At 53.6% G+C, this 22,107-nt stretch carries 20 protein-coding genes; 11 read left to right on the plus strand and 9 right to left on the minus strand.

The genetic code is table 11. The annotated features are described in order from the left end of the window. Nucleotides 1-195: 195 nt before the first annotated feature. Nucleotides 196-1,356: a hypothetical protein gene (locus CRO05_RS10345; protein WP_097067122.1), complete on the minus strand. Its 1,161-nt coding sequence runs from the start codon at nucleotides 1,354-1,356 to the stop codon at nucleotides 196-198. Between the two features lie 9 nt (nucleotides 1,357-1,365). Next, nucleotides 1,366-2,844, minus strand: a complete 1,479-nt coding sequence (locus CRO05_RS10350; protein WP_097067123.1) for an MBOAT family protein — start codon at nucleotides 2,842-2,844, stop codon at nucleotides 1,366-1,368. 512 nt (nucleotides 2,845-3,356) lie between these two features. Between CRO05_RS10350 and CRO05_RS10355 the strand changes: the two genes are divergently transcribed. Further along, nucleotides 3,357-4,052: a hypothetical protein gene (locus CRO05_RS10355; RefSeq protein ID WP_097067124.1), complete on the plus strand. Its 696-nt coding sequence runs from the start codon at nucleotides 3,357-3,359 to the stop codon at nucleotides 4,050-4,052. 74 nt (nucleotides 4,053-4,126) lie between these two features. Here the strand turns inward: CRO05_RS10355 and CRO05_RS10360 are convergent, their stop codons facing one another. Next, nucleotides 4,127-5,056: a hypothetical protein gene (locus tag CRO05_RS10360; RefSeq protein WP_097067125.1), complete on the minus strand. Its 930-nt coding sequence runs from the start codon at nucleotides 5,054-5,056 to the stop codon at nucleotides 4,127-4,129. A 697-nt stretch (nucleotides 5,057-5,753) separates the two neighbouring features. Between CRO05_RS10360 and CRO05_RS10370 the strand changes: the two genes are divergently transcribed. From CRO05_RS10370 to CRO05_RS10390, 5 genes are all read left to right on the plus strand, one after another. After that, nucleotides 5,754-6,116, plus strand: coding sequence for an ArdC-like ssDNA-binding domain-containing protein (locus CRO05_RS10370; protein ID WP_097067127.1), 363 nt, complete (start codon nucleotides 5,754-5,756; stop codon nucleotides 6,114-6,116). 83 nt (nucleotides 6,117-6,199) lie between these two features. After that, a complete protein-coding gene (locus CRO05_RS10375) occupies nucleotides 6,200-6,652 on the plus strand; it encodes a zincin-like metallopeptidase domain-containing protein (RefSeq protein ID WP_255405935.1) in 453 nt (150 codons plus the stop codon). A 16-nt stretch (nucleotides 6,653-6,668) separates the two neighbouring features. After that, entirely contained in the window at nucleotides 6,669-6,929 is a 261-nt protein-coding gene (locus CRO05_RS10380; protein ID WP_097067129.1) for a DUF4160 domain-containing protein, read from the plus strand. Then, the gene (locus tag CRO05_RS10385) at nucleotides 6,884-7,213 is read left to right on the plus strand and encodes a DUF2442 domain-containing protein (RefSeq protein ID WP_097067130.1); all 330 of its coding nucleotides are present in this window, start codon (nucleotides 6,884-6,886) and stop codon (nucleotides 7,211-7,213) included. Before CRO05_RS10380 ends, CRO05_RS10385 begins: the two co-directional genes overlap by 46 nt. 198 nt (nucleotides 7,214-7,411) lie before the next feature. Next, the gene (locus CRO05_RS10390; RefSeq protein WP_200814369.1) at nucleotides 7,412-8,002 is read left to right on the plus strand and encodes a peroxiredoxin; all 591 of its coding nucleotides are present in this window, start codon (nucleotides 7,412-7,414) and stop codon (nucleotides 8,000-8,002) included. Here CRO05_RS10390 and CRO05_RS10395 read toward each other — a convergent pair. Together CRO05_RS10395 and CRO05_RS10400 are read right to left on the minus strand one after the other, a co-directional pair. After that, nucleotides 7,911-8,525 carry a recombinase family protein gene (locus tag CRO05_RS10395; protein ID WP_097067131.1) on the minus strand — a complete coding sequence of 205 codons (615 nt, stop codon included), beginning with the start codon at nucleotides 8,523-8,525 and terminating at the stop codon, nucleotides 7,911-7,913. The two genes, CRO05_RS10390 and CRO05_RS10395, sit on opposite strands and share 92 nt — an antisense overlap. Nucleotides 8,526-9,048: 523 nt before the next feature. Next, nucleotides 9,049-9,495, minus strand: a complete 447-nt coding sequence (locus CRO05_RS10400; protein WP_097067132.1) for a VOC family protein — start codon at nucleotides 9,493-9,495, stop codon at nucleotides 9,049-9,051. A 242-nt stretch (nucleotides 9,496-9,737) separates the two neighbouring features. Here CRO05_RS10400 and CRO05_RS10405 point away from each other — a divergent pair, with 242 nt between their 5' ends. The 5 genes from CRO05_RS10405 (at nucleotide 9,738) to CRO05_RS10425 (ending at nucleotide 15,951) form a co-directional block, all read left to right on the plus strand. Then, a complete protein-coding gene (locus CRO05_RS10405; protein ID WP_200814371.1) occupies nucleotides 9,738-10,928 on the plus strand; it encodes a DUF1624 domain-containing protein in 1,191 nt (396 codons plus the stop codon). Between the two features lie 273 nt (nucleotides 10,929-11,201). Then, nucleotides 11,202-11,468: a hypothetical protein gene (locus CRO05_RS10410; protein ID WP_097067133.1), complete on the plus strand. Its 267-nt coding sequence runs from the start codon at nucleotides 11,202-11,204 to the stop codon at nucleotides 11,466-11,468. A 136-nt stretch (nucleotides 11,469-11,604) separates the two neighbouring features. Beyond that, nucleotides 11,605-13,479, plus strand: coding sequence for a Na+/H+ antiporter NhaA (nhaA, locus tag CRO05_RS10415; protein ID WP_097067134.1), 1,875 nt, complete (start codon nucleotides 11,605-11,607; stop codon nucleotides 13,477-13,479). Nucleotides 13,480-13,649: 170 nt separating this feature from the next. After that, nucleotides 13,650-14,078 carry an OsmC family protein gene (locus CRO05_RS10420; protein ID WP_369831631.1) on the plus strand — a complete coding sequence of 143 codons (429 nt, stop codon included), beginning with the start codon at nucleotides 13,650-13,652 and terminating at the stop codon, nucleotides 14,076-14,078. Nucleotides 14,079-14,433: 355 nt separating this feature from the next. Next, nucleotides 14,434-15,951, plus strand: a complete 1,518-nt coding sequence (locus CRO05_RS10425; RefSeq protein WP_097067136.1) for a CotH kinase family protein — start codon at nucleotides 14,434-14,436, stop codon at nucleotides 15,949-15,951. 137 nt (nucleotides 15,952-16,088) lie between these two features. On the opposite strand, the gene CRO05_RS10430 is transcribed toward CRO05_RS10425, so the two are convergent. The 4 genes from CRO05_RS10430 to clpB all read right to left on the minus strand — a co-directional run bounded on the left by CRO05_RS10430 (nucleotide 16,089) and on the right by clpB (nucleotide 21,959). Beyond that, complete coding sequence (locus CRO05_RS10430; protein WP_097067137.1) at nucleotides 16,089-17,072, minus strand: F0F1 ATP synthase subunit gamma; 984 nt, start codon at nucleotides 17,070-17,072, stop codon at nucleotides 16,089-16,091. A gap of 54 nt (nucleotides 17,073-17,126) precedes the next feature. Continuing rightward, the gene (gene bamC, locus CRO05_RS10435; protein ID WP_097067926.1) at nucleotides 17,127-18,248 is read right to left on the minus strand and encodes an outer membrane protein assembly factor BamC; all 1,122 of its coding nucleotides are present in this window, start codon (nucleotides 18,246-18,248) and stop codon (nucleotides 17,127-17,129) included. A gap of 38 nt (nucleotides 18,249-18,286) precedes the next feature. Then, nucleotides 18,287-19,183 (minus strand): 4-hydroxy-tetrahydrodipicolinate synthase, encoded by an 897-nt coding sequence (gene dapA / locus CRO05_RS10440; RefSeq protein ID WP_097067138.1) that lies wholly within the window; start codon nucleotides 19,181-19,183, stop codon nucleotides 18,287-18,289. Nucleotides 19,184-19,349: 166 nt separating this feature from the next. Further along, entirely contained in the window at nucleotides 19,350-21,959 is a 2,610-nt protein-coding gene (clpB, locus tag CRO05_RS10445) for an ATP-dependent chaperone ClpB (protein WP_097067139.1), read from the minus strand. Nucleotides 21,960-22,107: the final 148 nt, after the last annotated feature.

The following is a 22,107-nucleotide window of genomic DNA, read 5'->3' on the forward strand; positions in this document are numbered from 1 at the left end:
ACCCCAGTAAACCGTACCATTTAAAAGTAGAATTTCCGGCATGATTTTCACCCTCAATGGAAAGGAGTCATGACGTGAAGAAGAGCAGGTATACGGAACGGTGCTCGCCTCTATCGCATTGATTAATCCTCGTCCGTTTACGCTGCGCTAGCCCGACCCATACCTATATGGTTTGCGAGCGTTATGATGCCGGTTTCAGAAGGAAACGCTACGGCTTATCGCCTCGGAAGTTTCCGTTTTCCCTGAGGAAAACATCAGCGGCGGAAGACTTCCGAACCTCTTCCTTCTGGCCCCCCGTTCGACCACCGTTATGAAAACGTAATCCGGCTTGTAAATATCCACCAGACGGGCAAATGTCTCGGGATGCGCCGCGTCGTAATGGAGTTGGAGCGTTTCACTAAAGGTGGCAGCCATAAAAGGAGCCATCGCCGTTCCAAAAGAGTCGCGCAGCCACAATATTCTCTTCTGATTCAAGGCATTTTTCGACTTGACAAGTAATGGGCGCTGCGCGGTATGAATTTCGGGATTTCCGCCGGAATGCTTGAGGCGGCCCGTCTCGAAATCGTACTGCTCGGTTTCGATGGGCAGCTTGCTGATGATATCGACGACCACCTCATTATCTCGCAATGTTTCCTTCAACCTCAGGAATTTAGCCAAATCCCCCCCCTGGCGATCGCCGATGCCCGAAATACGCACATCCTGCTCGGTAAGCCAGTTCAACCCTGCTTCAGTGCGGGCAATCTCCGCCTGGAAAGCATGAAATGCCACCCAGGCTCCCAGGCTGTTCCAATGGGTATCCGTTTTGTAGTAGAGGGACTCTGAAAACCGGGATTTTGCCGTTCTCAACGCGGTTCTGGTATCAACATAAAGGCCCTGGCTGACATTAGCCAACAACGTATCCGTCGCGGACGCCGAGGCAGGCTGTGCCCAGTCAGGAAGAAACTCGGGATAGATGCTTCCCTTGTCGGGTCCCAGCATGACCCGGAACGTACTGACGCCTTTGAGATTCAACCACTGGCTCCACGATTCCGTTGCGTGCCCGATTATCCTGGCGACTTCCGCATCCTCGACAGTCGCACCACGGCGTCCGGCAGTGATCGTATTTCCGTATTTCTCCCCAAGGTAGAGCCAGTCGTCTTTTCCTATCAATACCTGATCCGGGTTAGTGGAAATTCCATGTGGATAAAAGAAGCGGCTCAGGAAGGCTGAGGCGAAATCGAAGTTGTAGAGTACAGACGCTCTCCACCATTCCTGCTCCCCCTTTTTTTGTCCATTTCCCAGGTTCAGGTTAATTGCCGGAACAACCGCCAGCGCAAGCAAGGCAACCCAGACAAACATGAAAACCCGTTTTTTCATGGCGATGGCTTAAAAATTGAAGTAAAGAAATACCGAGCTTGTCGTTGCCATCGTGAAATGCATCGCGATGCAAAACAACAGAAGCGCGCCCGACAGTTTTACCGCGCCATGGCCGTCTACCATCAACTCAAATGAATTCTTCTGGCTGATAATTCCCAGCGTGAGCATGATCGCGCCGAAGCAGAGTACGTTCGCAGCAAGACCGGCAGGCAGCCATCTCAGAAGATAATCCGAAAACCAGCCGCCCCACACCAGGCTATTGGCCGGTATGTCTATTACCGGAAAATTCAGAACCGAGTCGATGTCCGCCATTCCGCGTATCACCCTGAGCGCATCATCAGGAGTGTTTGCCCGAAAGAAAATCCAGGTGATGTTGATGAAGTTGAACGTCAGCAGCCATGCCGCCGCTTTAGGCATGCTCAAACCCAGCCCGCTCCACGCCCGATGAACAACCAGCGCAGCACCGTGAAGCGCACCCCATATGACAAACATCCAGCTTGCGCCATGCCAGAGGCCGCCCAATATAAAGGTCGCCATGAGATTGAAGTAAACGCGTGGCGTGGAGCAACGGCTGCCGCCCAATGGAATGTAGAGATAATCGCGCAGGTAGCGGCTAAGCGTCATGTGCCATCTTCTCCAGAAATCCTGTATGTCCAATGCCTGATAGGGAGAATTGAAATTGATGGGCAGCCATATATTGAACAGCAGCGCAGCGCCGATCGCCATATCGCAGTATCCGCTGAAATCGAAATAGAGCTGGAACGTGTACGAGAGACTGGTTGCCCAGGCACTGAAAAAATCAAGCGTCTTTCCGCCATCGAATCCGGCATCTGCCCAGACCGCAAAGGTATCCGCGATGACCACCTTCTTGAACAGACCAATACTGAAAATGAACAGACCCAGGGCGATATTCCGATAACGCACAGCCAGCGTCCAGCGGGATGCGAATTGCGACATCATTTCGCGGTGATGCAAAATTGGACCCGCTATCAGGTGAGGAAAGAAGGTAACAAACAGCGCGTAGTTGAGAAAATCGTATTCCTTGGCTTCCCCCCGGTAACTATCCACCAGGTAGGCGATTTGCGTGAATGTAAAGAAACTGATACCCAATGGCAGCAGGATCTGAGGCAAATTCAAACCAACGTCGAATGCAGTATTAATATTTTCGATCAGAAAGTCGGCGTACTTGAAATAGCCAAGCAAACCAAGATTCGCAACAATGCCGGCGCCCAGAACAAAACGGGGTGAAAACCACGGGCGACTCGATGCCGGATTTCGGGAAAGACTTGTGCCAACGGCAAAGTTGAAAAATATGGAACCCAGAAGAAGCGGCAGGTAAGCAATGTTCCAGTAGGCGTAAAAGAACAGGCTTACAGCCACGAGCCACGCCTTGCCTGCGAGGACAAGTCGAAGTCGATTCAGGAAGAAGTAGCCGAAGAACGCTAGCGGTAGAAATAGCAGAATGAACTTCGGAGAGCTAAAAATCATCTGTCCGTAACTTATCTCTATAAATTAACCAGGTGCGTTACCGTGGCCAGAGTCAATATTTACGGCCGAATTTCCGGTTGTATTAACGAGAATTCGCGGATGACAAAGGCTTCCGCACGCTGGTTCTTCATGGACGAAGCCAGACTATAGCTTCACGGGTTCAAATGAATGCAGTCCAGACCTCGGGCGCATCCGCACGTTCGCGGCACACGCGCCGAATTAAGATGTTGTCATTGCATTGTTGCGCTTGCCCATTTTGCTGATACAGGGCTGTTTGGGATTGTACGCAAATTGAGCTCGCAATGCTCAGGAAATTTCAAAGAAGTCTTATGTGGGTGCGACGGCTGCCCCGCAGACTTCGGCCACTATGAAAGTCCATTTTTGCCTGTTGGGCTGAAGTATCCCTGCTAACATAACAATAGCCTTATGAACACGGCATTAGAGCCGGTTTTAAGGGCGATTGAGGGAGTTCTTCCGCACACAGTGGGAGTTCTTCAGCACACAAACCGCATGTGCATGTAGTCATCAATAACTATAACCAGCTCGAAAAGAAACAAAAGCTGCGCTTGAACCCGCCCGAGTTGTTTGCACTGCGCTCGGCTTTCGCGGAGAAACTGAACGCGCTAGGCATCGAGCAGGGCGCGACCTTGCGCCGCGACCGACTGCAGACGCTGGACCGAGTTGAAAAGGGAATCGAACGGTTGAGGCAAAAGCAGGAATGGTACAAAGCGAAAATGAACCAGGCAGCGCCAACAGTGGACGCTCTGAATCTTCGCCGCGCCGCTGCAAAGCAGAGCCGAATCCTAAAAGCCGAGATAAAGGCGGCAACTTTGCCGTTTAGCCCACTGCGCAAAGAAGCGATAGCGACAGTATGCGTCTTGGACAAGGCATTAATTGATCCCAAAGTTGATATAAGCCAGGCGGTAGAGGCAACATTCAAAAAACTTCAGAAGGATCACGGCCAGATGCGAGCGTTTGTTCAGGACCTTGGGAAGCCAGCTGCGGATGCGCCAAAACTCTCTTACCGGCAACAGCTACAGCGCAAGCGCGCAATCGAGAATTTGCGAGAACGCGCCCTGGCTAACGTCAACCAGGCGCGTACGGATATTGTTAAATCCGCTACGCCCCATGCACAGAAAGCCGCGATGCTACAACGGCTGAAAGCATTGGAACGTGGTTTTGGACGTGGCATGGGGCGCTTACTGTAGCCTATAGACCAGGTATTAGGATAATTCCTTAGGGGCGGGGCAACCCACTCACATACTGTCAGCGGGACCGGGCTTTACGTGCTACGCAAGTCCCTGCCATTCGGTGACGAATATCGGCGATTCCGTCCGATCAAACTTATAACAAAAATGAGACCGCTGATGAACATTGCCCAACTCGCTGGTTCAGGAATGGGGCTTGTCGTAAAGTTGTTCAATTGACCGGTTAGGGTGAAATCATTTTCCAAACCGGGACCGGAAAATACGAGTGTTAAAAGTGACGATTCCACCTCACTTGAGGTAACGAATGAAGCTGAATCTGGCAGCAATACGCTATCAACGAGACTTTTGTCCGCAGTGGAAATAAGGATAAAAGACAGCGCCTGTACATTCACGTCGCCAAAGCTCGGCGTCGAAAGGCGGGGAAATAAGGCGCTATGACCGGGCGTGAAACCAATTGCTAGAGCAATCGCATCGCGGTCATAATAGTAGGCCGGAGTCCCATTTGGGTTGAGATAGAAATCGCTATTGTTGACAACTTGTATCAGGTTTCCGGTGGGAGCGAACGTCAGATTATTTTGTAAGCAAGTACCGGGGCTGACGCACCATATCGACGACGAGGGGTCCTTGTTGTAACCAATTTGACTCGTCGCTGCATTGGCTGCAATATCTTGAATGTCTGCGGTTACCGTTGAGGCGCCAATGGTGGCGGTTGCCCCTGTGATCGCATTTATGTAGCCAGCACTCCGACTGTTACTGTTTAGGGCAGGCGCGGTGCTTTCATATGTAAACACTCCCGTCACTTTCGCAGTTCCCGTGGAGCCAATTCCGGAGCCGAACAACTCATTGATCAATGTGCCCGCATTCTGGCCCCCCACCCCGACGGTTGCTGATGGGTTGAACCCAATAGTTGCGGAATAAGAAACTGCGACAGGTGCAGCATTGGTCGAAAGCGGTATAGCTAGTGCGATCAAAATCCCAGAACACCACTTATTCATTATATTCATTATTTTTCTCTCTTATAGGTTAAGTAGCAGTTTCCTTGGTGGCAGCAACCAATCCCAGCTCAGCCTTTAATCCAGCTTAATTCAACGCCAGTTGCCCCGTAGCCGAGTAGATCATGTTATGACATAATAATAATTGCAATAGTCCGACAGGCCTATTAGAGAAGCTATGCTCAAAAACTTGCGTATGTCAAGGAGGAGTGAGGCGGCGTATGGTGTCACGACGAAACATGCTGGCCAAAAGTGCTGAACGCGATTGGCGCAAATTGAAAGGAGCGGGATGTTTGGCAGATTGATCGCCGGCGTTCAGTTCAAAAACGGAGTGCCGGAAAACAGCAAGAAAATCGCCGCTTAATAGCAAGCCATACTCGACATTTGACAATAACTCGCAGATCCATCTAGCAGTCTCGTCCATTCGACCACGCTGTCAAAATCTCAATTGCAGGATTAAACCAAAGCTGTTTTAGAGATTATCCCCCTCAAGCCCCCGACCCTCTGCGAGGGGGACTTGAGGGGGGATAACCAGAACGCAACGGGCAGGAAACAGCGGCCTGTTGCTTCCCGTCCATCTACCCCACCCATTCCCAACCCTTGCCCATGAAGGCAAGGACTATCCCCACCACCGCCGCCCCAAGGGCGGCCCGAGGAAGGCCAAGCGAAAGGATGTATTTATTAACCCGAACCGCGAGGAATCCAGAGCATGAAAACCACCAGCAGCCCTAAGAAAGATATGTATGCACAGATCACGGAAGAAATTATCGCCATGTTGGAAAGCGGGAAAAAAAGCAATATTACCTGGGCACGAACCGGCAACGGCTTGCCCCGCAACCATAGGACCGGCGCGACCTATCAGGGCGTAAACGTGCTTTTGTTGTGGGCCTCGGCCATGACTCACGGCTATTCAAGCGACCGCTGGCTGACCTACACACAAGCGGCAGAGATGGGCGGCCAAGTCCGTAGAGGTGAGAAGAGCGTTACGTGCGTTTTTTTCAAGACGCTTGAGCGCGAGTCGGAGAACGAAGGCGACAGCACCGAAAAAAACCGACTCCATACGCGTGATTAAGCCATTCTGGTTATTCAATCTTGACCAGATAGACAGCATAGACAAGCCACAGACCACCGCGCAGCTTAACGAGTTTTCAGCAGATCGATGCGGCCGAAAACGTTTTGATCCGTTCCGGCGCAGTTATCCGCGAACAGGGCGACAAGGCGTTTTATCGCCCTTCGACCGATGAAATTTATTTGCCGGAACGAAACCGCTTTGCTTCGGAGGTCGAGTTCTACAGCGTGGCCCTGCACGAGCTGACGCATTGGACCAGAGCCAAGCACCGTTTAGCGCGTGACTTCGCCAGCCGCTTTGGTACAGAATCCTACGCTTTCGAGGAATTGATTACCGAGCTTGGCAGCGCTTTCCTGAATGCGGAACTTGGCTTTGCCGCGTCTATGATCCCGAACCATGCCGGGTATATCGATTCATGGCTGAAGGTGCTGAAAAGCGACAAACGCGCAATATTCACCGCAACCAGCCAAGCCGCCAAGGCGCACCGTTATATCATGGATTTGGTGGAAGGCCAACAAAGCGGGCAGAAAGCCGCTTAACTAAGGAGATAGAGCCATGCCAATCATAAGCACGTTTTATGGGATTATAATTCAGATGTATTGGCGCGATCATTCACCGCCGCATTTTCATGCAAGATATGCAGGTGAACAGGTAGCAATCGACATACACACCTTGAAGATACTGCAAGGTAAAATGTCACGGCGTGCGCTAGTGCTGGTGCTTGAATGGGCGCAGGAACACCGCGACGAACTTATGGAGGATTGGGAATTATGTCAAGCCATGCAGTCACCAAAGAAAATCTCGCCGCTTCTGTAGTCCCACCTATACAGACTGGCGGGGTGTGTTGGGATGTGATGGCCGTCGAAGCGTTGGACGGCTACCGGCTGCGCGTTCGCTTCGCTGATGGGCTGGAAGGCGAGGTCGAAATGGCCGAGTTTGTACACGCACCCAATGCCGGAGTTTTTGCGGCTTTGGCCGACCCCGAAATATTCGCCCAGGCGCACGTAGAGCTTGGTGCGGTCACATGGCCGGGTGAGCTTGACCTGGCCCCGGACGCCATGCATGACGAGATCGAGAAAAACGGGGTGTGGAAGTTGTGAAACGCCGCGGGGCCCCTGGCCGCGCCTAGCCGCCTGCTTTCAGCAGCGGCCCAACAAAAAAGAGAAGTGGGAAAATCATTTCAAAAACAGATCCATTTCTTTAGCCGCGTTTCAAAATAGCAGCTGCCGGCAGATCCATTTTTTGATTAAAAGTGGGAAATAATTAATACCAGCAAGTTTTATTCCTGGGAAATCAATATGCAAAAAACCCAGTCATTACCAGATGTACTGAACTCTATTCCTGCAGATCTACCAATCCCGATGGATGATGGTGCGTGTCAGCATCTGGAAAACATGCTGCTGCCCGATGTTTCTCTCCCCTCCACAGATGATAAAAGAATCAATCTGTCCCAATTAGCAGGTTGGAATGTTATCTTCTGTTACCCCATGACCGGTCGCCCCGGATTTGCCATTCCTAAAGGTTGGGTGCAAATTCCCGGTGCCGCAGGGTGTACGCCACAAGTTTGTTCTTATCGTGAGAATCACGCTGAATTCAAACGCAATTGTATAAGCGTTTATGGGCTAAGCTCTCAAACACCGGAAGCACAAAAAGAAGCTGCTATTCGCCTAAAGTTACCCTATCCACTGTTAAGCGATTCAATGTACTCGTTTTCCTCGGCGATGGAATTGCCTATGCTTGAGGTTGACGGTCTAAGACTGATCAAGAGACTGACGCTCATTATCAAAGATGGCGTAGTCAGGAAGTGCTTTTATCCGGTATTTCCGCCAGATAAAAATGCTGATGAGGTGATCGTTTGGCTTTCCGCTTTAACGCTCGATGCAGGGTAGTGCGATCCACCTTCAACAATTCGGCCATGCCGGAAACTGTTTCCCGCTCTTCCTTGACCATCCCCGCCGCGTGATTAATTTGCTCCTGACTTAATTTAACTGGCCGACCTAAATGCTTCCCCCGTTTTCTTGCAGCTTGCATCCCGGCCTTTGATCTTTCAGAAATCAGCACACGTTCGAACTCGGCCAGTGCACCCATGATATGAAACACCAGTTTCCCGCCTGCGGTCGTGGTGTTGATGCCATCCGATAGGCTTTCAAATCCCGCCCGGTCTTTTCGTAACTTATCGATCAACTCTATTAGGAAACTCAGTGACCGGCCCAGCCGGTCGAGTTTCCACACCACCAGCACATCACCCTTCCCGACTGCTGCAATCGCCTGGGATAGTCCCTCACGCTCGATAGTAGCCCCGCTGACGCCCTGGTCGGTGAATATCCGTTCACATCCTGCCTTGTTCAAAGCGTCCATCTGCAAGTCAAGATTCTGATCGTCAGTCGATACCCGCGCATAGCCGATTTTCATGCCTGATTTCCTCCATTCTTTTCGCCACAGCCTTTCGCCACACCACGAACCTAAAAAAAACAATGCATTAGCATTGTTTTTTTTAGTGTAGCAAAAGGGAAGCCTTATGCTACAGTGAGTTCTTCTCCATCATCTTTTCACAGTACTCAACCAACTGATCTAAGCGCTGATTAGATTCTGCAATAGGATCATTTGGTAATCTTTGCTAATGCATCTGAAATTATCTCTTTTTGGACCTCGTAATTAGCCCGAGCAAAGTCGGGCATGTGTTAAAAGTCCCCGAATATAGCCTCAAGCTCATCAAAGGTATAAAGAGCTCCTTGATAGACTGGGTTATTTAAAGCAGGAGCAAGAGCATTGCTAAGATAGCGGGCTGTAATCGTACGCGAATTCAAGGCAGAATGTTTGACCGTCAACATCTGCAACGGGGATTGTCACCTGCTCTTTTTTTTGTCTATCCGCATAAGACTTGAAGGAACGTAGGCAGCCGCTGGAGGCGAGGCATGTGGCTCGGTCCTCCAGCTCAAGGCTCGATTCCTTTCTTGCGCAGTTCCGCTTGCGCCTCTTCGCTCTTGTCCAGGTCCAGTCCCATGGACTTCAGCACTGCGTCAGTCTTGGTAAACTGCAGGTCGCGGTACTCGACCACCTGGATGCGGTTGCCCCACGGATCGAGGAAGTCGAGCCTGGCGCCTTCCAGCATCGTTGCGCCCGCTATTTCCGCGAGTTCTCGTACGCGGGAACGGTCATCGACGACCAGACCGAAATGCCTGTGGTCGTCTGCGCTCTGTGAGCGCCCTTCCATGAGCGCGATGAACTGATCGCCCATATCGATGAAAGCGGAGCCTTGACCGCGGCCTCTTAATTTGAACGTGAAAATGCGACCATAAAAGTCCAGCGCCTCCTCGATATTTCCGACCTCAAGCGCGACGTGGTTGATACCCACAATATGCGGTTTCGTTTGCTCGTCCATGTTTGTTTCCCCCCGGGGTGGCATACACTGGTTTGATTGCGGAGAATCTTTCCTTGTCTATTTCAGGTCTGCCATTTTACTCTTTGTACTCTATGGCTGTGGTGTAACAACTACAGCTGTTTATGATATCCGCTGCCCTACCCTCACCCTGAAGACCAAATTTTCGGGGTGAATCTTCGGGAACCACCTGCAAGGCCCGTGTGCGGAGATAATTCAACCTCAAGGAGGATGTGAAAGGTTTCATGCTGAACAAAGCTTCCCCAATGACTTCTTCACCCGCCACGTCCTACATCGCGTCGGTGGATCTCATGCGCGGGCTGGTAATCGTACTCATGGCGCTTGACCACGTGCGTGGATTCTTCACTGAGGCCGATTTCAGCGCTACCGACCTTTCCCGCACAGATTGGGCGCTTTTTCTTACCCGCTGGATCACGCATCTTTGCGCACCGACTTTTGTCTTCCTCGCAGGCACCAGTGCTTTTCTGTCGGCTGCTCGCGGTATGGACCGCCGTCAGCTTGCCAGCCGATTATTTACCCGCGGACTCTGGCTCGTTATTCTCGAAGTTACTGTTGTGCGTTTTTCCTGGTATTTCAACCTCGATTATAGCCAAATGAGCTTGCAGGTCATCTGGGCGCTGGGCTGGTCAATGGTCGTACTTTCCGCACTGAGCTATCTCCCTTTATGGGCGATAGCCAGCGTCGGTGCTGTCATGATTTTTGGCCACAACCTGCTGGATGGCCTGGATGGCATATGGCTCGAGGAGTTCCAGACGGCGGAAGGCAGGCTCGAATGGCAGGGATGGCTGCTCAGCGTGCTTCATATTCCGCACTACCCGGTAATCTATCCCCTCATTCCCTGGATCGGGGTAATGGCGGCGGGCTATGCCTTTGGCCCCGTCATGCAATGGCCATTAACTGCAAGAAGAAAAACAGCACTTGGATGCGGAATACTTCTCATCGCAGCCTTCGTCATCCTGCGCGTTTACAATGGCTATGGCGACCCCGCGCCCTGGTCACGGCAGGACACTATTCTGTTTACACTGCTTTCGTTTGTCAACACTACGAAATATCCTCCTTCGCTGCTGTATCTGCTGATGACCCTGGGATTGATGTTCATTCTGCTTTCAGCATTTGAGCAGGCGTATGGCGCTCAACGCGCAATCGGACGTTTTTTTATCACTTTTGGACGCGTGCCCCTGTTTTTTTACCTTCTTCATCTATATGTCATACACGGGCTGGCCCTTATCATTGCGTATGGGATGAGTGGAGATATCTATTCCTCGTCTTCCCAATTTCCTTCCTGGTGGGGATTCGGCCTTCCCATCGTCTACCTGATCTGGATAGGGGTGGTTATGCTGCTCTATCCGGTCTGCACATGGTTTTCGGCGGTGAAGTCGCGCCACAAAGGCCGCCCGTGGACGCCTTATATCTAGCCTGGACGACTGGCACTGCTCATCGCGAAGTGATTGCAATCGCAAATCAAATTGCCGGGACGCTAGCTGGCAGACTGTACCTCATGCTCGAGCAGAACGGCGAAAACGACAACCATCATGACTCCTCATTTATCCGAACGGATTCCTGATAACCGCGCTTTCTATTGGGGCACCGATAGCACTGCCGGTTCTCCCGCTTATGTGCGTTAGGCCACAAAAAAGAAACATTTGCTTTGCTACACTGGCGCTTTATATTTGCCGGCGGGAGTTTTTATGGGTGACGATCTTTTTCAATTTCCTATCACGGGATGGGAAGTAAAAACAGAGCCAATTGATGGTTTGCTCTCTATTCGCTTTCCTTTTTTAGCTCATGAGCAGCAGAAACTGGCCGAAGCTGACCCAGGCAGGCCATACATAATGCAGGCAGAGCAGGCTCGCGAATTCCGGGACGCGCTGTCGAGGGCCATCGAACGTATCGAAAACCAGGGATTGGCTTCCCCGTTACTTGCGGAAGTGCCGGGAGAACAGTTCAGCTACTGATCGGGCAGCCATCTTTGCACGCTTGCCGACGTACGTAAACAGGACGTAAGCACATAGTAAATACGTGGGCTCGAATCCAGCCGTATTTACCCAGCGTGAAGCAGCGCCCTCGACATCCCTTCTACCCCGATCGACCGTGACACCGGAGACTCCGCCCAACCGGCTCGACCGGCCCGTCGACGAAAAGCACGACCATGTTCTGGGTCCTCCCGATGCCGAGATCACACTGGTCGAATACGGCAGCTATGCCGACGCTTCCTCCCGCGCAGCCCACGAGCGCGTCGCAGAATTGCGCAACCGGTTTGGCAACCGATTACGCTATGTGTTTCGTCACCGGCCGCTGAAAGGAAGCGATCTCGCGCGTCGTGCAGCCGAGTTGGTGGAATCATATAGCAGCGACCCCACGCGCTTCTGGAATGTGCACGTGGCGCTGATGACCCGGTCCGATAAGCTGAGTGACGACGATCTGCGCAAGCTTGCCGCCGACTTGAGTCTCGGTTCGGACAATGGCGGTCCTCGGGGAAATGACAGCGCCGCGCAAGCCAAAGCTCGCGTGGATGCGGATATCGACAGCGCGACCGCCAGCGGCGTCATCATGACGCCGACCTTTTTCATCAATGATCGCCGTTACGATGGCCCGTGGGATGTGAACTCCCTTTCCGAGGCTATGCTTGGCTCGCTAGGTCACGTGGTCCACTCGGCTGCACTGGATTTTGCCAAATGGGCGCCGTCGACGGGCATCATGCTGCTGGTGGCCACGGGACTTGCAGTCGTGCTGAGCAATTCCATCATTGGTCCCGATTTTCGCGAGTTGTGGAATCTGCGCCTGGGGTTTACCTTTGCCGGCGCGGAATTCGGTCTTTCTTTGCAGAACTGGATTAATGACGGACTGCTTGTAATTTTCTTCCTGGTTGTCGGGCTGGAAATCAAGCGGGAATTCACCATCGGCCATCTTGCAAACCCCCAGTCCGCCATGCTGCCGGTTGCCGCGGCCATTGGTGGAATGGCTGTACCGGCAATACTCTATCTGATACTGGTGCCCGGTGGTCCGGACGGCACATGGCCCCTCGGTTGGGGGGTACCGATGGCTACCGATACGGCATTTGCGATTGCGTTGATCGCAATGATGGGCAGGCGCGTTCCGATCGAGTTACGTGTTTTTCTTACCGCGGCTGCTATTGTCGACGATATCGGCGCAATCATTGTCGTGGCGATCTTCTACACCGCGGATCTGCATATCGAGTATCTGGCCAGCGCTGTCCTTATCGTGGGATTACTGGCGCTGCTTAATGAGGGAGGCGTCTATCGCGCGTCCCCCTACGTGGTCCTCGGTATTGCTCTCTGGACTTGCGTACATGCCAGCGGAATACACGCTACCCTGGCGGGCGTCATTCTCGCCCTTTTTATTCCAACCCGTCCGCCACCCAATCTCAGGGCGCTGATGCTGCAAGCCGACGCCATCCTGACTGCGGAAACGCAGCGCGGCAAGGAAGTGTTGCGTTATGGCCCATCCGAGCCCGCGCTGGAGGCGCTGGACGCCATCCATGATCGCCTTGAATCCCCTGCCGACCGCATGCTTCGCCATGTTGCGCCGAGATCGAGCTTTCTGGTATTGCCGGTATTCGCCCTGGCCAATGCAGGCGTGGTAATGGATACAAGCCTATTCAGCAACCATGCACCGCTAATGGCGAGTACCGCTGCAGCGTTGGTAATCGGGAAACCGCTCGGATTTATCGCCGCTGCCGCCATGGCGGTATGGCTGAACATTGCGAACAAGCCGTATGCCTATTCCTGGCGTCAATTGGCCGGAGCAGGGGCGTTGGCCGGCATCGGCTTTACTATGTCGCTCTTCATCGCAAGCCAGACTTTTCCCGTAGAAAGCGATTATGCGGCTGTGAAAATTGCGATTTTCACGGGGTCGATTCTGTCCGCGATGATCGGCGTTGCAATATTGTGGAATGCGGGTTCAATGGAGCGGCGATATCACCCGTCCTCCAACAGCATTGGATGAAAGTATCTCAAGCAGCATGCGAAAATTGCAGGAACAAGCGTCCAAGTAGCGGTATCCGTTAGAAAGCGCACAGACCCGCCGTGATTTTGCGCACACTCTGGCAATTTTTTATCAGCGCCGGTTCAATGCACGGCCGATTCTGGCAACAATAACCTTTTTCCGGAGGAGAGATCATGACGACAAAGAAAGCATGGGCAGTGTGGAAGGGCGGCATCAAGGATGGCGGCGGCACTATTTCCACCGAAACCGGCGTACTCAAGGAAGCGCCTTATGGATTCAAAGCGAGATTCGAGGACGGCAAGGGTACCAACCCCGAGGAGTTGATCGGCGCTGCGCATGCGGGCTGTTTTTCGATGGCGCTGTCCTTGATGCTCGGCGAAGCGGGACTGACGGCGGAGAAGATCGAGACACACGCCGACGTTACGCTCGACAAGATTGGCGAGGGTTTCGAGATTACGGCAAGCCACCTTACCGTAGCGGCGAAAATTCCGGGGGCGGATAAAGCAAAGTTCGAGGAGATTGCAAATAAGGCAAAAGCGGGATGTCCCGTGTCGAAGCTGATGAAAGCAAAGATTACGATGGATGCCCGACTGGAATAAATTATAGCCTCTCGTCCGCCAAATGCCGGAGCACCTCCGCTAACCCGGCTCATTTTCTCATTCCAAGCGGTCTTTCATGCAACGCGCTTATCGTCAGTTCGCAACCGGTTTTACAGCCTGGTCCGCACGGATGAAAATACCGCCGACGGATCTGTGTCATATCAGCACATTACGAATGAAGAAAAAACCCGGAGCAGGATCACTGCTGCCGGGCTGAATTGTCCCGCTACCGTGGAGGAGCATTTATGATATTCCTCTTCTTCTAGTATTATTTTACCGGCTTCAGGCGCGCTGCCTATCGGACTGAAGTACAACCACGGGGCCGGGGTAAAGTTCTCGAGGAGCAATAGCTATCATGAATAAACAGTGGGTACTGCCTGTCTGTTGCATCTCTGTCTTCCTCGGTTTTTCCCCGACCCGGTCATCCGCCCAGCCGCCCATCGATGTAGCTCGCTCAAACGCACAAATGTCGGGTTCGGAATTATGGAACCTTACCGAAAGTAAACTATTCGACGGGCAGGTGCACAAGATTTCCATTCGCATCAACCAGGCGGTGTGGAACCGGCTCCACGAGGACGAAAAGAACAATGGATGCCGCAATCCGGGCACTGCGAAGTGGGCGCATGTGCGGGATTTCACCTTCAATGACATTACCATGAAGGATGTTGCCATCAGGGTTCGCGGTAACAGCTCACGTTGCTTGCCGCAACTGAAACTCGGCATTTCCTTCGACAGAACAAAAGACGTCTACACCAGGCAAGGCACCGGGAACTGGATAGCAGTCGAATACAGCGAGCCTGCCAGGGAGGCAATTGAGGACCGTACATTGCACGGTCTCGAAGAACTGAACCTGAGCGGCAACTTCAGCGACTCAAGCCCGGAGCATGACAATGGCAATGACACGCTCGCGCAAGAATTCATAGCCACGTGGGCTGCCACAAAGGCGGAAGACGTTGTCAAAACCACGCTTCGCGGCCCGCCGGTCTATCGCACCGCCTACGCACTAGTCGAGTTTCAATTTTGCACCGGCGATGCCGACAATGTTTGCAATAACCGTTTTGCGCACGCTTACCTGATTGCCGAACCCCTCGACAAGGGGTTCTTCAAGATGCGCTACGACGACGACAAACCCACCGTCTTCTCGATGGATCATGGTTGCGCCCTGAGGGTCGACAGAGGCAGCAAGGGTTTTACCTACCCCTGCCTGGAGCCCGAATACCTGGATGGAAAAAAGATCGATGAAGCAGACGCGGCGGCGCAATTAAAGGCTCTGGCTCTTATTACCGGGGCCGGAAGCTTCAAAACGCGAATGGATGCGACCGCAACGGCACCGGAGCTTGGCGAGGTTCTCGACCTCGACTCGATCATGAATTATGCGGCATTCGCCACCACCACAGGTCATTGGGATAGCGCCTACGGAAATTTCAACAACGATGTGCTGTATTTTCACGCGCCCAGCGGCAAATGGAAACTTATCGCACGGGATGTAAACGACACATTCGACGCCGATAGCCGTGGCGGCCCGCCGTGCAGCTATTCGTATGCCGAGATTGCCCGAGCGCCCCGCATCCTGTTTGATAAATTGTTCGGTATCCCAAAGCTTGATGCGCAGTTCAGAAAGCACCTGGGTGATTACCTGACCGCGCTCTATGGTCGGCATGGTTCGGATAGTCCGCTCAAAAGCAAGATTACGGAGGTGCGCGACCGCTACATCAGAAAAACCGGCGAGGAATTGCCCAGTGGCGAGCGCCGGAATACTCAGACTGTACAGAAGATGCTCGACTATGCAACGCAGCGCTTGCGGATCCTGAGAAATCAGCCACGACCCCCCGAGGCGATAGGACTAACCGAGGCAGAAGGACAAACTAGATAAGAAATGTGGGTAACATCAAGGCATTCGCAGGCCATGATGCGGGCGATGGTCCAATTTGCATGGATAGGTCAGAGAGCACCGAAGGAACATTATGGGGCCATAGCCGGCCGAAAATCGTCTTCCGGACCAACTCTTGATTACCGGTGGTTTCGCTGCTTAGTGCCTGCCAGCGCTTCAACACCAGCTATGACATCAAACAATTCTTCGTCGATTTTACTCTGGCGCAAACGGTAGAACGTCTTTTGAAGGTCTTCGCGCAGTTGATCGATATTTCTTTCGGCTCGCTCCATCGCGGCCAGGCGGCTTGCGTTTTCGCTCGCGAGGGATTCGGCACATGCGCGGAAGAGCGAGACGAACAGATACTCCCGAACCAGCGCCCGTAGCGTCGCGGCATTGCCGCCCACCACCTCCGGCAGATTCCTTGTGGGCCAGGGCAGTTCAGCCAGTTTGCGCTGCCAGGTTTCGTCCAGCGGCAGGAGTTGCTGATTGACCGGCTCGTATATCTCGCCTGATCTGGAATTATTATAGAAGAGATAAAGCTGGGTGACCTTGTTCTTATCCCGATGTACTTTCTGTTCCAGCTGATCGTTGTTTTGTTCCCGATGCGCTTCGCCCTCTGCCAGACTCGGCGCCATGATCCGCATCAGGATCTGCCCCACCAGCGGCGTGATGGCGTTGATCGAAAGCGGAACGGTTAAAAGCCCCGCCAGCGACACGCCCGCATCAGCCAAGCGGTCATGCACGCGTTCGCCTACCGCCCAGACTTTCTTTTTACCCGGCAGGGCCGCCAGCGTATGAAGGGCGTAATCCACTACCACATCGTTGAACTGACCCACAAGTCCCTGATCCGAGCCAAATACGATGGCGCCAGTGACACCACTGCCTTTTTTTGCTTTCTGCTCGTATTCATGCGGCATGGCCACGCCTGTCGAGGACATCCTCGCACTCAGGCAGACACTCAAGCCAAGCTGTACGGCCCGATAATAATCATCCAGCGAGCGTACGGATTTTTCGTATTGCCCGATACTCGCCGCAGCCAGAGCCTTCATGGTGCTGACCACCGAACGCAGGTCTCGGGCTCTTTCTATCTTCCGGCGCAGATTCGCGAGGGTATCGCTCATGACTTCCCTCTGATTGTCCTGGCATGGCAGGTTGCCGGAATTTCCGGATCCTGCCTACTTCAACTGTTCATGCAGCAATTGCAATATCCTGCTCCCGTTACCGGATTTCTCGGGCTCACCATCCTTATTGAGCACCTTGACATCGGTACTCTCTCCTGCTTCTCCCGCTTCACTTAGCTGGATACGGAATTGCTCCGGCTTGTCGTCTTCACCGTCGCGCCAGAAGATAAGTTTCGAAAGCATGCCGGGTCCTGCACCGCTATCCACATCGGGGTTGATATAGCGCACGAAATAAATCCCCTGGGAACGGTTGCGGTCCTCGACGGTGAAGCCAATACGATCGAGCGCCAATCCGACACGGCGCCACGAGCGGTCAAACGCCTCGTTTACAGTAAGTACACCGCCCTTTTCCCGGTCGAGGCGCGCCCGCTCCACGGCGATGCCTGTACTGGCAACTGCTGATCGTGCACGTTCTTCCGCTACGCCAAAACGCATCATCAGGCGCGAAAGCATTTCAGCTTCAAGATCGGGATCAGCAGGGCGAGGCTGCCATACGGTGCGCACATCGCCCTGCATTACTTCATCCATACCGCGATGGCTGATATAAATCTCGGTGGTGCCGTCTTCTCCACGTTCGAGACGGGTGCGAAACTTGTCACGTTCAGCTGTCGAATACAAGGTATCCAGAATTTTTCCGAGCGTATTTCGAATCAGATCCTCCGGAATTTTGGCGCGGTTCTCGGCCCAATCGGTTTCCATTACGCCGGCTTCCGGCATCTCCACCTTGATGAGAAACCCTAATTCCTGCCAAAACCCTTTTACTACCGGCCATATCTCATCCGGTTCACCCCTCACGACCAGCCAGCGCTGGGTGCCGGATCGTTCCATGCGCACGCCACCCTCCTCCAGCGAGGGCAGAACAGAGCCACCGCCGGTGCTGGTGCCGGTCTCCTTATTGCGCTCTTTATTATAGGTGGAAAAAGTGGCACTTCCTGCCGTGCTGATATCCGGGACAATATAACGCTCGTCTGAACCTGGCGCCGTCAGATCAGGCGGCACTTCCAGCGGTGGAAGCTTGCCTGCCGATTTGTAATTTATTTTCTTGGCTTCCGGAAGCAGGTTGCACCCCGCCACCGTCACTGCTAAACATAGCGCGACCAATATCCGCCATCTCATGTGCAACATTCAATCCCTCTTAAATTCCGGCCAGCCATTTATACGGCGATCCCGGCCTTGCTCATTGCTTCTCTGACAATTTGATGATATTGATCCGACAGCGGCGTCAAAGGCAGACGCAGCCCGGCGCCTATCAGCCCCATTTGCGCCACCGCCCACTTTACGGGAATGGGATTGGCCTCGATGAATAAATCCTGGTGCAGACTTCGTAGTTTACTGTTGGCGGTTCGCGCAGCGGCGAGATCCCCGGCGAAGGCCGCAACACACATTTCATGCATCAGCCTGGGCGCTGCATTGGCCGTGACCGAAATCACCCCATGGGCGCCCAGCAACAACATTGCCAGAGCGCTCGCATCGTCTCCACTATAAACCGCAAAGTCTTGCGGCACCCGGCACAGCAGGTCGAAACCACGCCCCATATCCCCCGTCGCGTCCTTGATACCGACAATATTGGGAATCTCTGCCAGGCGCAGCACCGTGTCATTGCCAATATCGGCCACGGTCCTGCCGGGTACGTTGTATAAAATCTGCGGTATATCAACTGCTTCCGCTATTGCCCTGAAGTGCTGATACAAACCTTCCTGAGTCGGCTTGTTGTAATAGGGAACCACTGAAAGGCTCGCGTCCGCACCGGCGTTCTTGGCATAGACAGAGAGATCGATGGCCTCCCGGGTGGAATTCGCGCCCGTACCGGCGATGACCGGCACGCGCCCGGCCGCGCAATCTACCGCGGTTTTGATTACCAGATGGTGCTCGTCGAAATCGACCGTCGGAGACTCGCCAGTGGTACCCACCACCACGAGGCCGTCTGTTCCCTCCGCTACATGAAAGTCGATCAGGGCATGAAAACGCTCCAGGTCCAGCTCGCCGTTTTCTTGCATGGGCGTGACGATTGCGACGAGGCTGCCTCTTATTGGAATTGCAACATTATCCATGGCGGTCGATCCAGCGAAAAATCATATTTTACCCGAATCTCGCCTCTGCCAGCATATTCCCCACCCTGCACCCGAGTGAAAGCAGTTTACGCACACAAAATCCATCGCATCGCGTTCTCAGACCATTGCAGTGCTTCCCGGTTCCACAGCTATCCTCCTCGCGTGATCATGATTTCGAAAATACCATCGCGCCATTTCTGTAATCGACGCTGATCGTGTCTTTGGCGCCGAAGCGGCCTTCGAGTATCTCCTTTGCGAGGGGGTTCTCGATTTGCGCCTGAATTGCACGCTTCAACGGCCGCGCCCCAAAAACCGGATCGAAACCAGCCTCGGCAAGTTCCGCGAGGGCCGTGTCTGTCACTTCCAGATTCATCTGCAGTTTCGCCAGCCGCGCTTCCAGGTATTGCAACTGTATCCGGGCTATGGACTGGATGTGCTTGTCGGACAGTGCATGGAATACCACGACCTCATCAATGCGATTGATGAACTCAGGGCGGAAATAGGCTTTTACTTCGCCCATCACCGCCAGCTTGATTACCTGATAATCATCGCCTGCCATTTGCTGGATCATTTGCGAACCGAGATTTGAGGTCATGACAACGACAGTATTCTTGAAATCCACCGTGCGTCCCTGCCCATCGGTCATGCGGCCGTCGTCCAGCACCTGCAGCAGAACGTTGAACACGTCTGGATGGGCCTTTTCGACTTCATCCAGCAGAATTACGGAATAAGGCTTTCTGCGCACCGCTTCAGTCAGGTAGCCGCCTTCCTCGTAGCCGACATAACCCGGCGGCGCTCCGATCAATCGCGCAACGGAATGTTTTTCCATGAACTCCGACATATCAATGCGGATCAGATGTTCTTCCGAATCAAACAGAAAGCCGGCCAACGCCTTGCATAGCTCCGTTTTGCCCACACCGGTGGGCCCCAGGAATAAAAACGAGCCATAAGGACGGTTGGGATCGGCCAGTCCTGCTCTCGAACGGCGTATCGCATCGGACACCAGGCGCACCGCCTCATCCTGTCCCACCACCCGCTCGTGCAGCTTCTGTTCCATCTGCAGGAGTTTCTCGCGCTCACCCTGCATCATTTTCGATACGGGAATGCCGGTCGCTCGGGAAACCACCTCGGCAATTTCTTCCGCACCCACCTGTGTGCGGAGCAGCTTCGGCCTGTTCTCGCCGGCGCCTTGCCCGGCCATTTCGCTCTGCCGGTCCTGGTCGCTGAGTTGTGTCTGCAATTGCGCTTCCAGTTGGGGAATACGGCCGTATTGCAGTTCCGAAACTTTCTGCCAGTCTCCCTTGCGTGTCGCTGCTTCCATTTCCAGCTTGACCTTCTCCATCTCCTCCTTGATGTGCTGCGAACCCTGCACCTGCGATTTCTCGGTTTTCCAGATTTCTTCCAGGTCGGCGTATTCACGCTCGAGCTTCGCTATTTCATCTTCCAGCAAGCCCAAGCGCTTCTGTGAGGCTTCGTCCTTTTCCTTCCTGACCGCCTCGCGTTCGATCTTAAGTTGGATGAGACGCCGGTCGAGCCGGTCCATCACCTCCGGCTTGGAGTCGATTTCCATGCGAATTCGCGCTGCTGCTTCATCGATCAGATCAATGGCCTTGTCAGGCAGGAAACGGTCGGTTATATAACGATGAGACAGTTCGGCAGCGGCTACAATGGCCGGGTCAGTGATATCGACACCGTGATGCAGCTCGTACTTTTCCTGTAATCCACGCAGAATGGCGATGGTGGCTTCCATGGTGGGCTCGTCCACCAGCACCTTCTGGAAACGCCGCTCGAGCGCCGCATCCTTCTCGACATACTTGCGATATTCATTCAGCGTGGTCGCGCCTACGCAATGCAACTCCCCGCGGGCCAGCGCAGGTTTGAGCATGTTTCCCGCATCAATGGCGCCTTCCGCCTTGCCCGCGCCCACCATGGTATGAAGCTCGTCAATAAAAACAATAATACGTCCTTCGTTCTGCGCGATCTCTTTCAAAACGGATTTCAGGCGCTCCTCGAATTCGCCGCGATATTTAGCCCCTGCCAGTAACGAAGCCATATCAAGCGAAAGCACTTTCTTGTCCTTCAGGGTTTCCGGCACTTCACCCTTGACAATCCGCTGCGCCAGACCTTCAACGATAGCGGTCTTGCCCACGCCTGGCTCGCCGATCAGAACCGGATTATTCTTGGTGCGCCGCTGCAATACCTGGATGGTCCGGCGGATCTCGTCATCACGCCCGATGACGGGGTCGAGCTTACCCATTCGTGCGCGTTCGGTAAGATCAAGCGTATATTTTTTGAGGGCTTCACGGCTGCCCTCCGCTTCCGCGCTGCCAACGTTTTCTCCTCCCCGCACCTCACTGATAGCCTGTTCCAGCGCAGCGCGATTCGCGCCGTGCTGCCTGAGCAGATTGCCGGTTTCACCTTTATCCTGAAGGGCCGCCACCAGGAACATTTCCGATGCAATGAACTGGTCGCCCCGTTTCTGCGCTTCCTTATCCGCGACATTGAGCAAATTTCCCAACTCGCGTGAGGCGTTGATTTCGCCGCCGGTACCTTCCACCTTGGGGAAGCGCTCTATCGCTTTCTTCAATGCATCGCGCAAAGGGGGAACATTCGCGCCAGCGCGTTGCAACAGCGAAATCGTGCCACTGTCCTCCTGCTGCAATAGCGCAAGCAGCAGATGCTGTGGTTCAACGTAGGGATGGTCCTGGCCCACGGCAATGCTCTGCGCATCGGCCAGCGCCTGCTGGAATTTAGTGGTTAACTTGTCGAAACGCATGGGAACTCCTCGGTGGGTTCTGAATGACTCTTATATGTGGGAGACGAGTGGATTTTCAAGGTGACACTCCCAGGTGTGTCAATTCCCCACTGGGACGCGGGACAGAGGCAGACTGCAATAAGCGAAGCATATTGCGTCATTTTTGAGG

This window comes from Nitrosovibrio sp. Nv4 (assembly GCF_900215485.1).
GTDB lineage: Bacteria > Pseudomonadota > Gammaproteobacteria > Burkholderiales > Nitrosomonadaceae > Nitrosospira.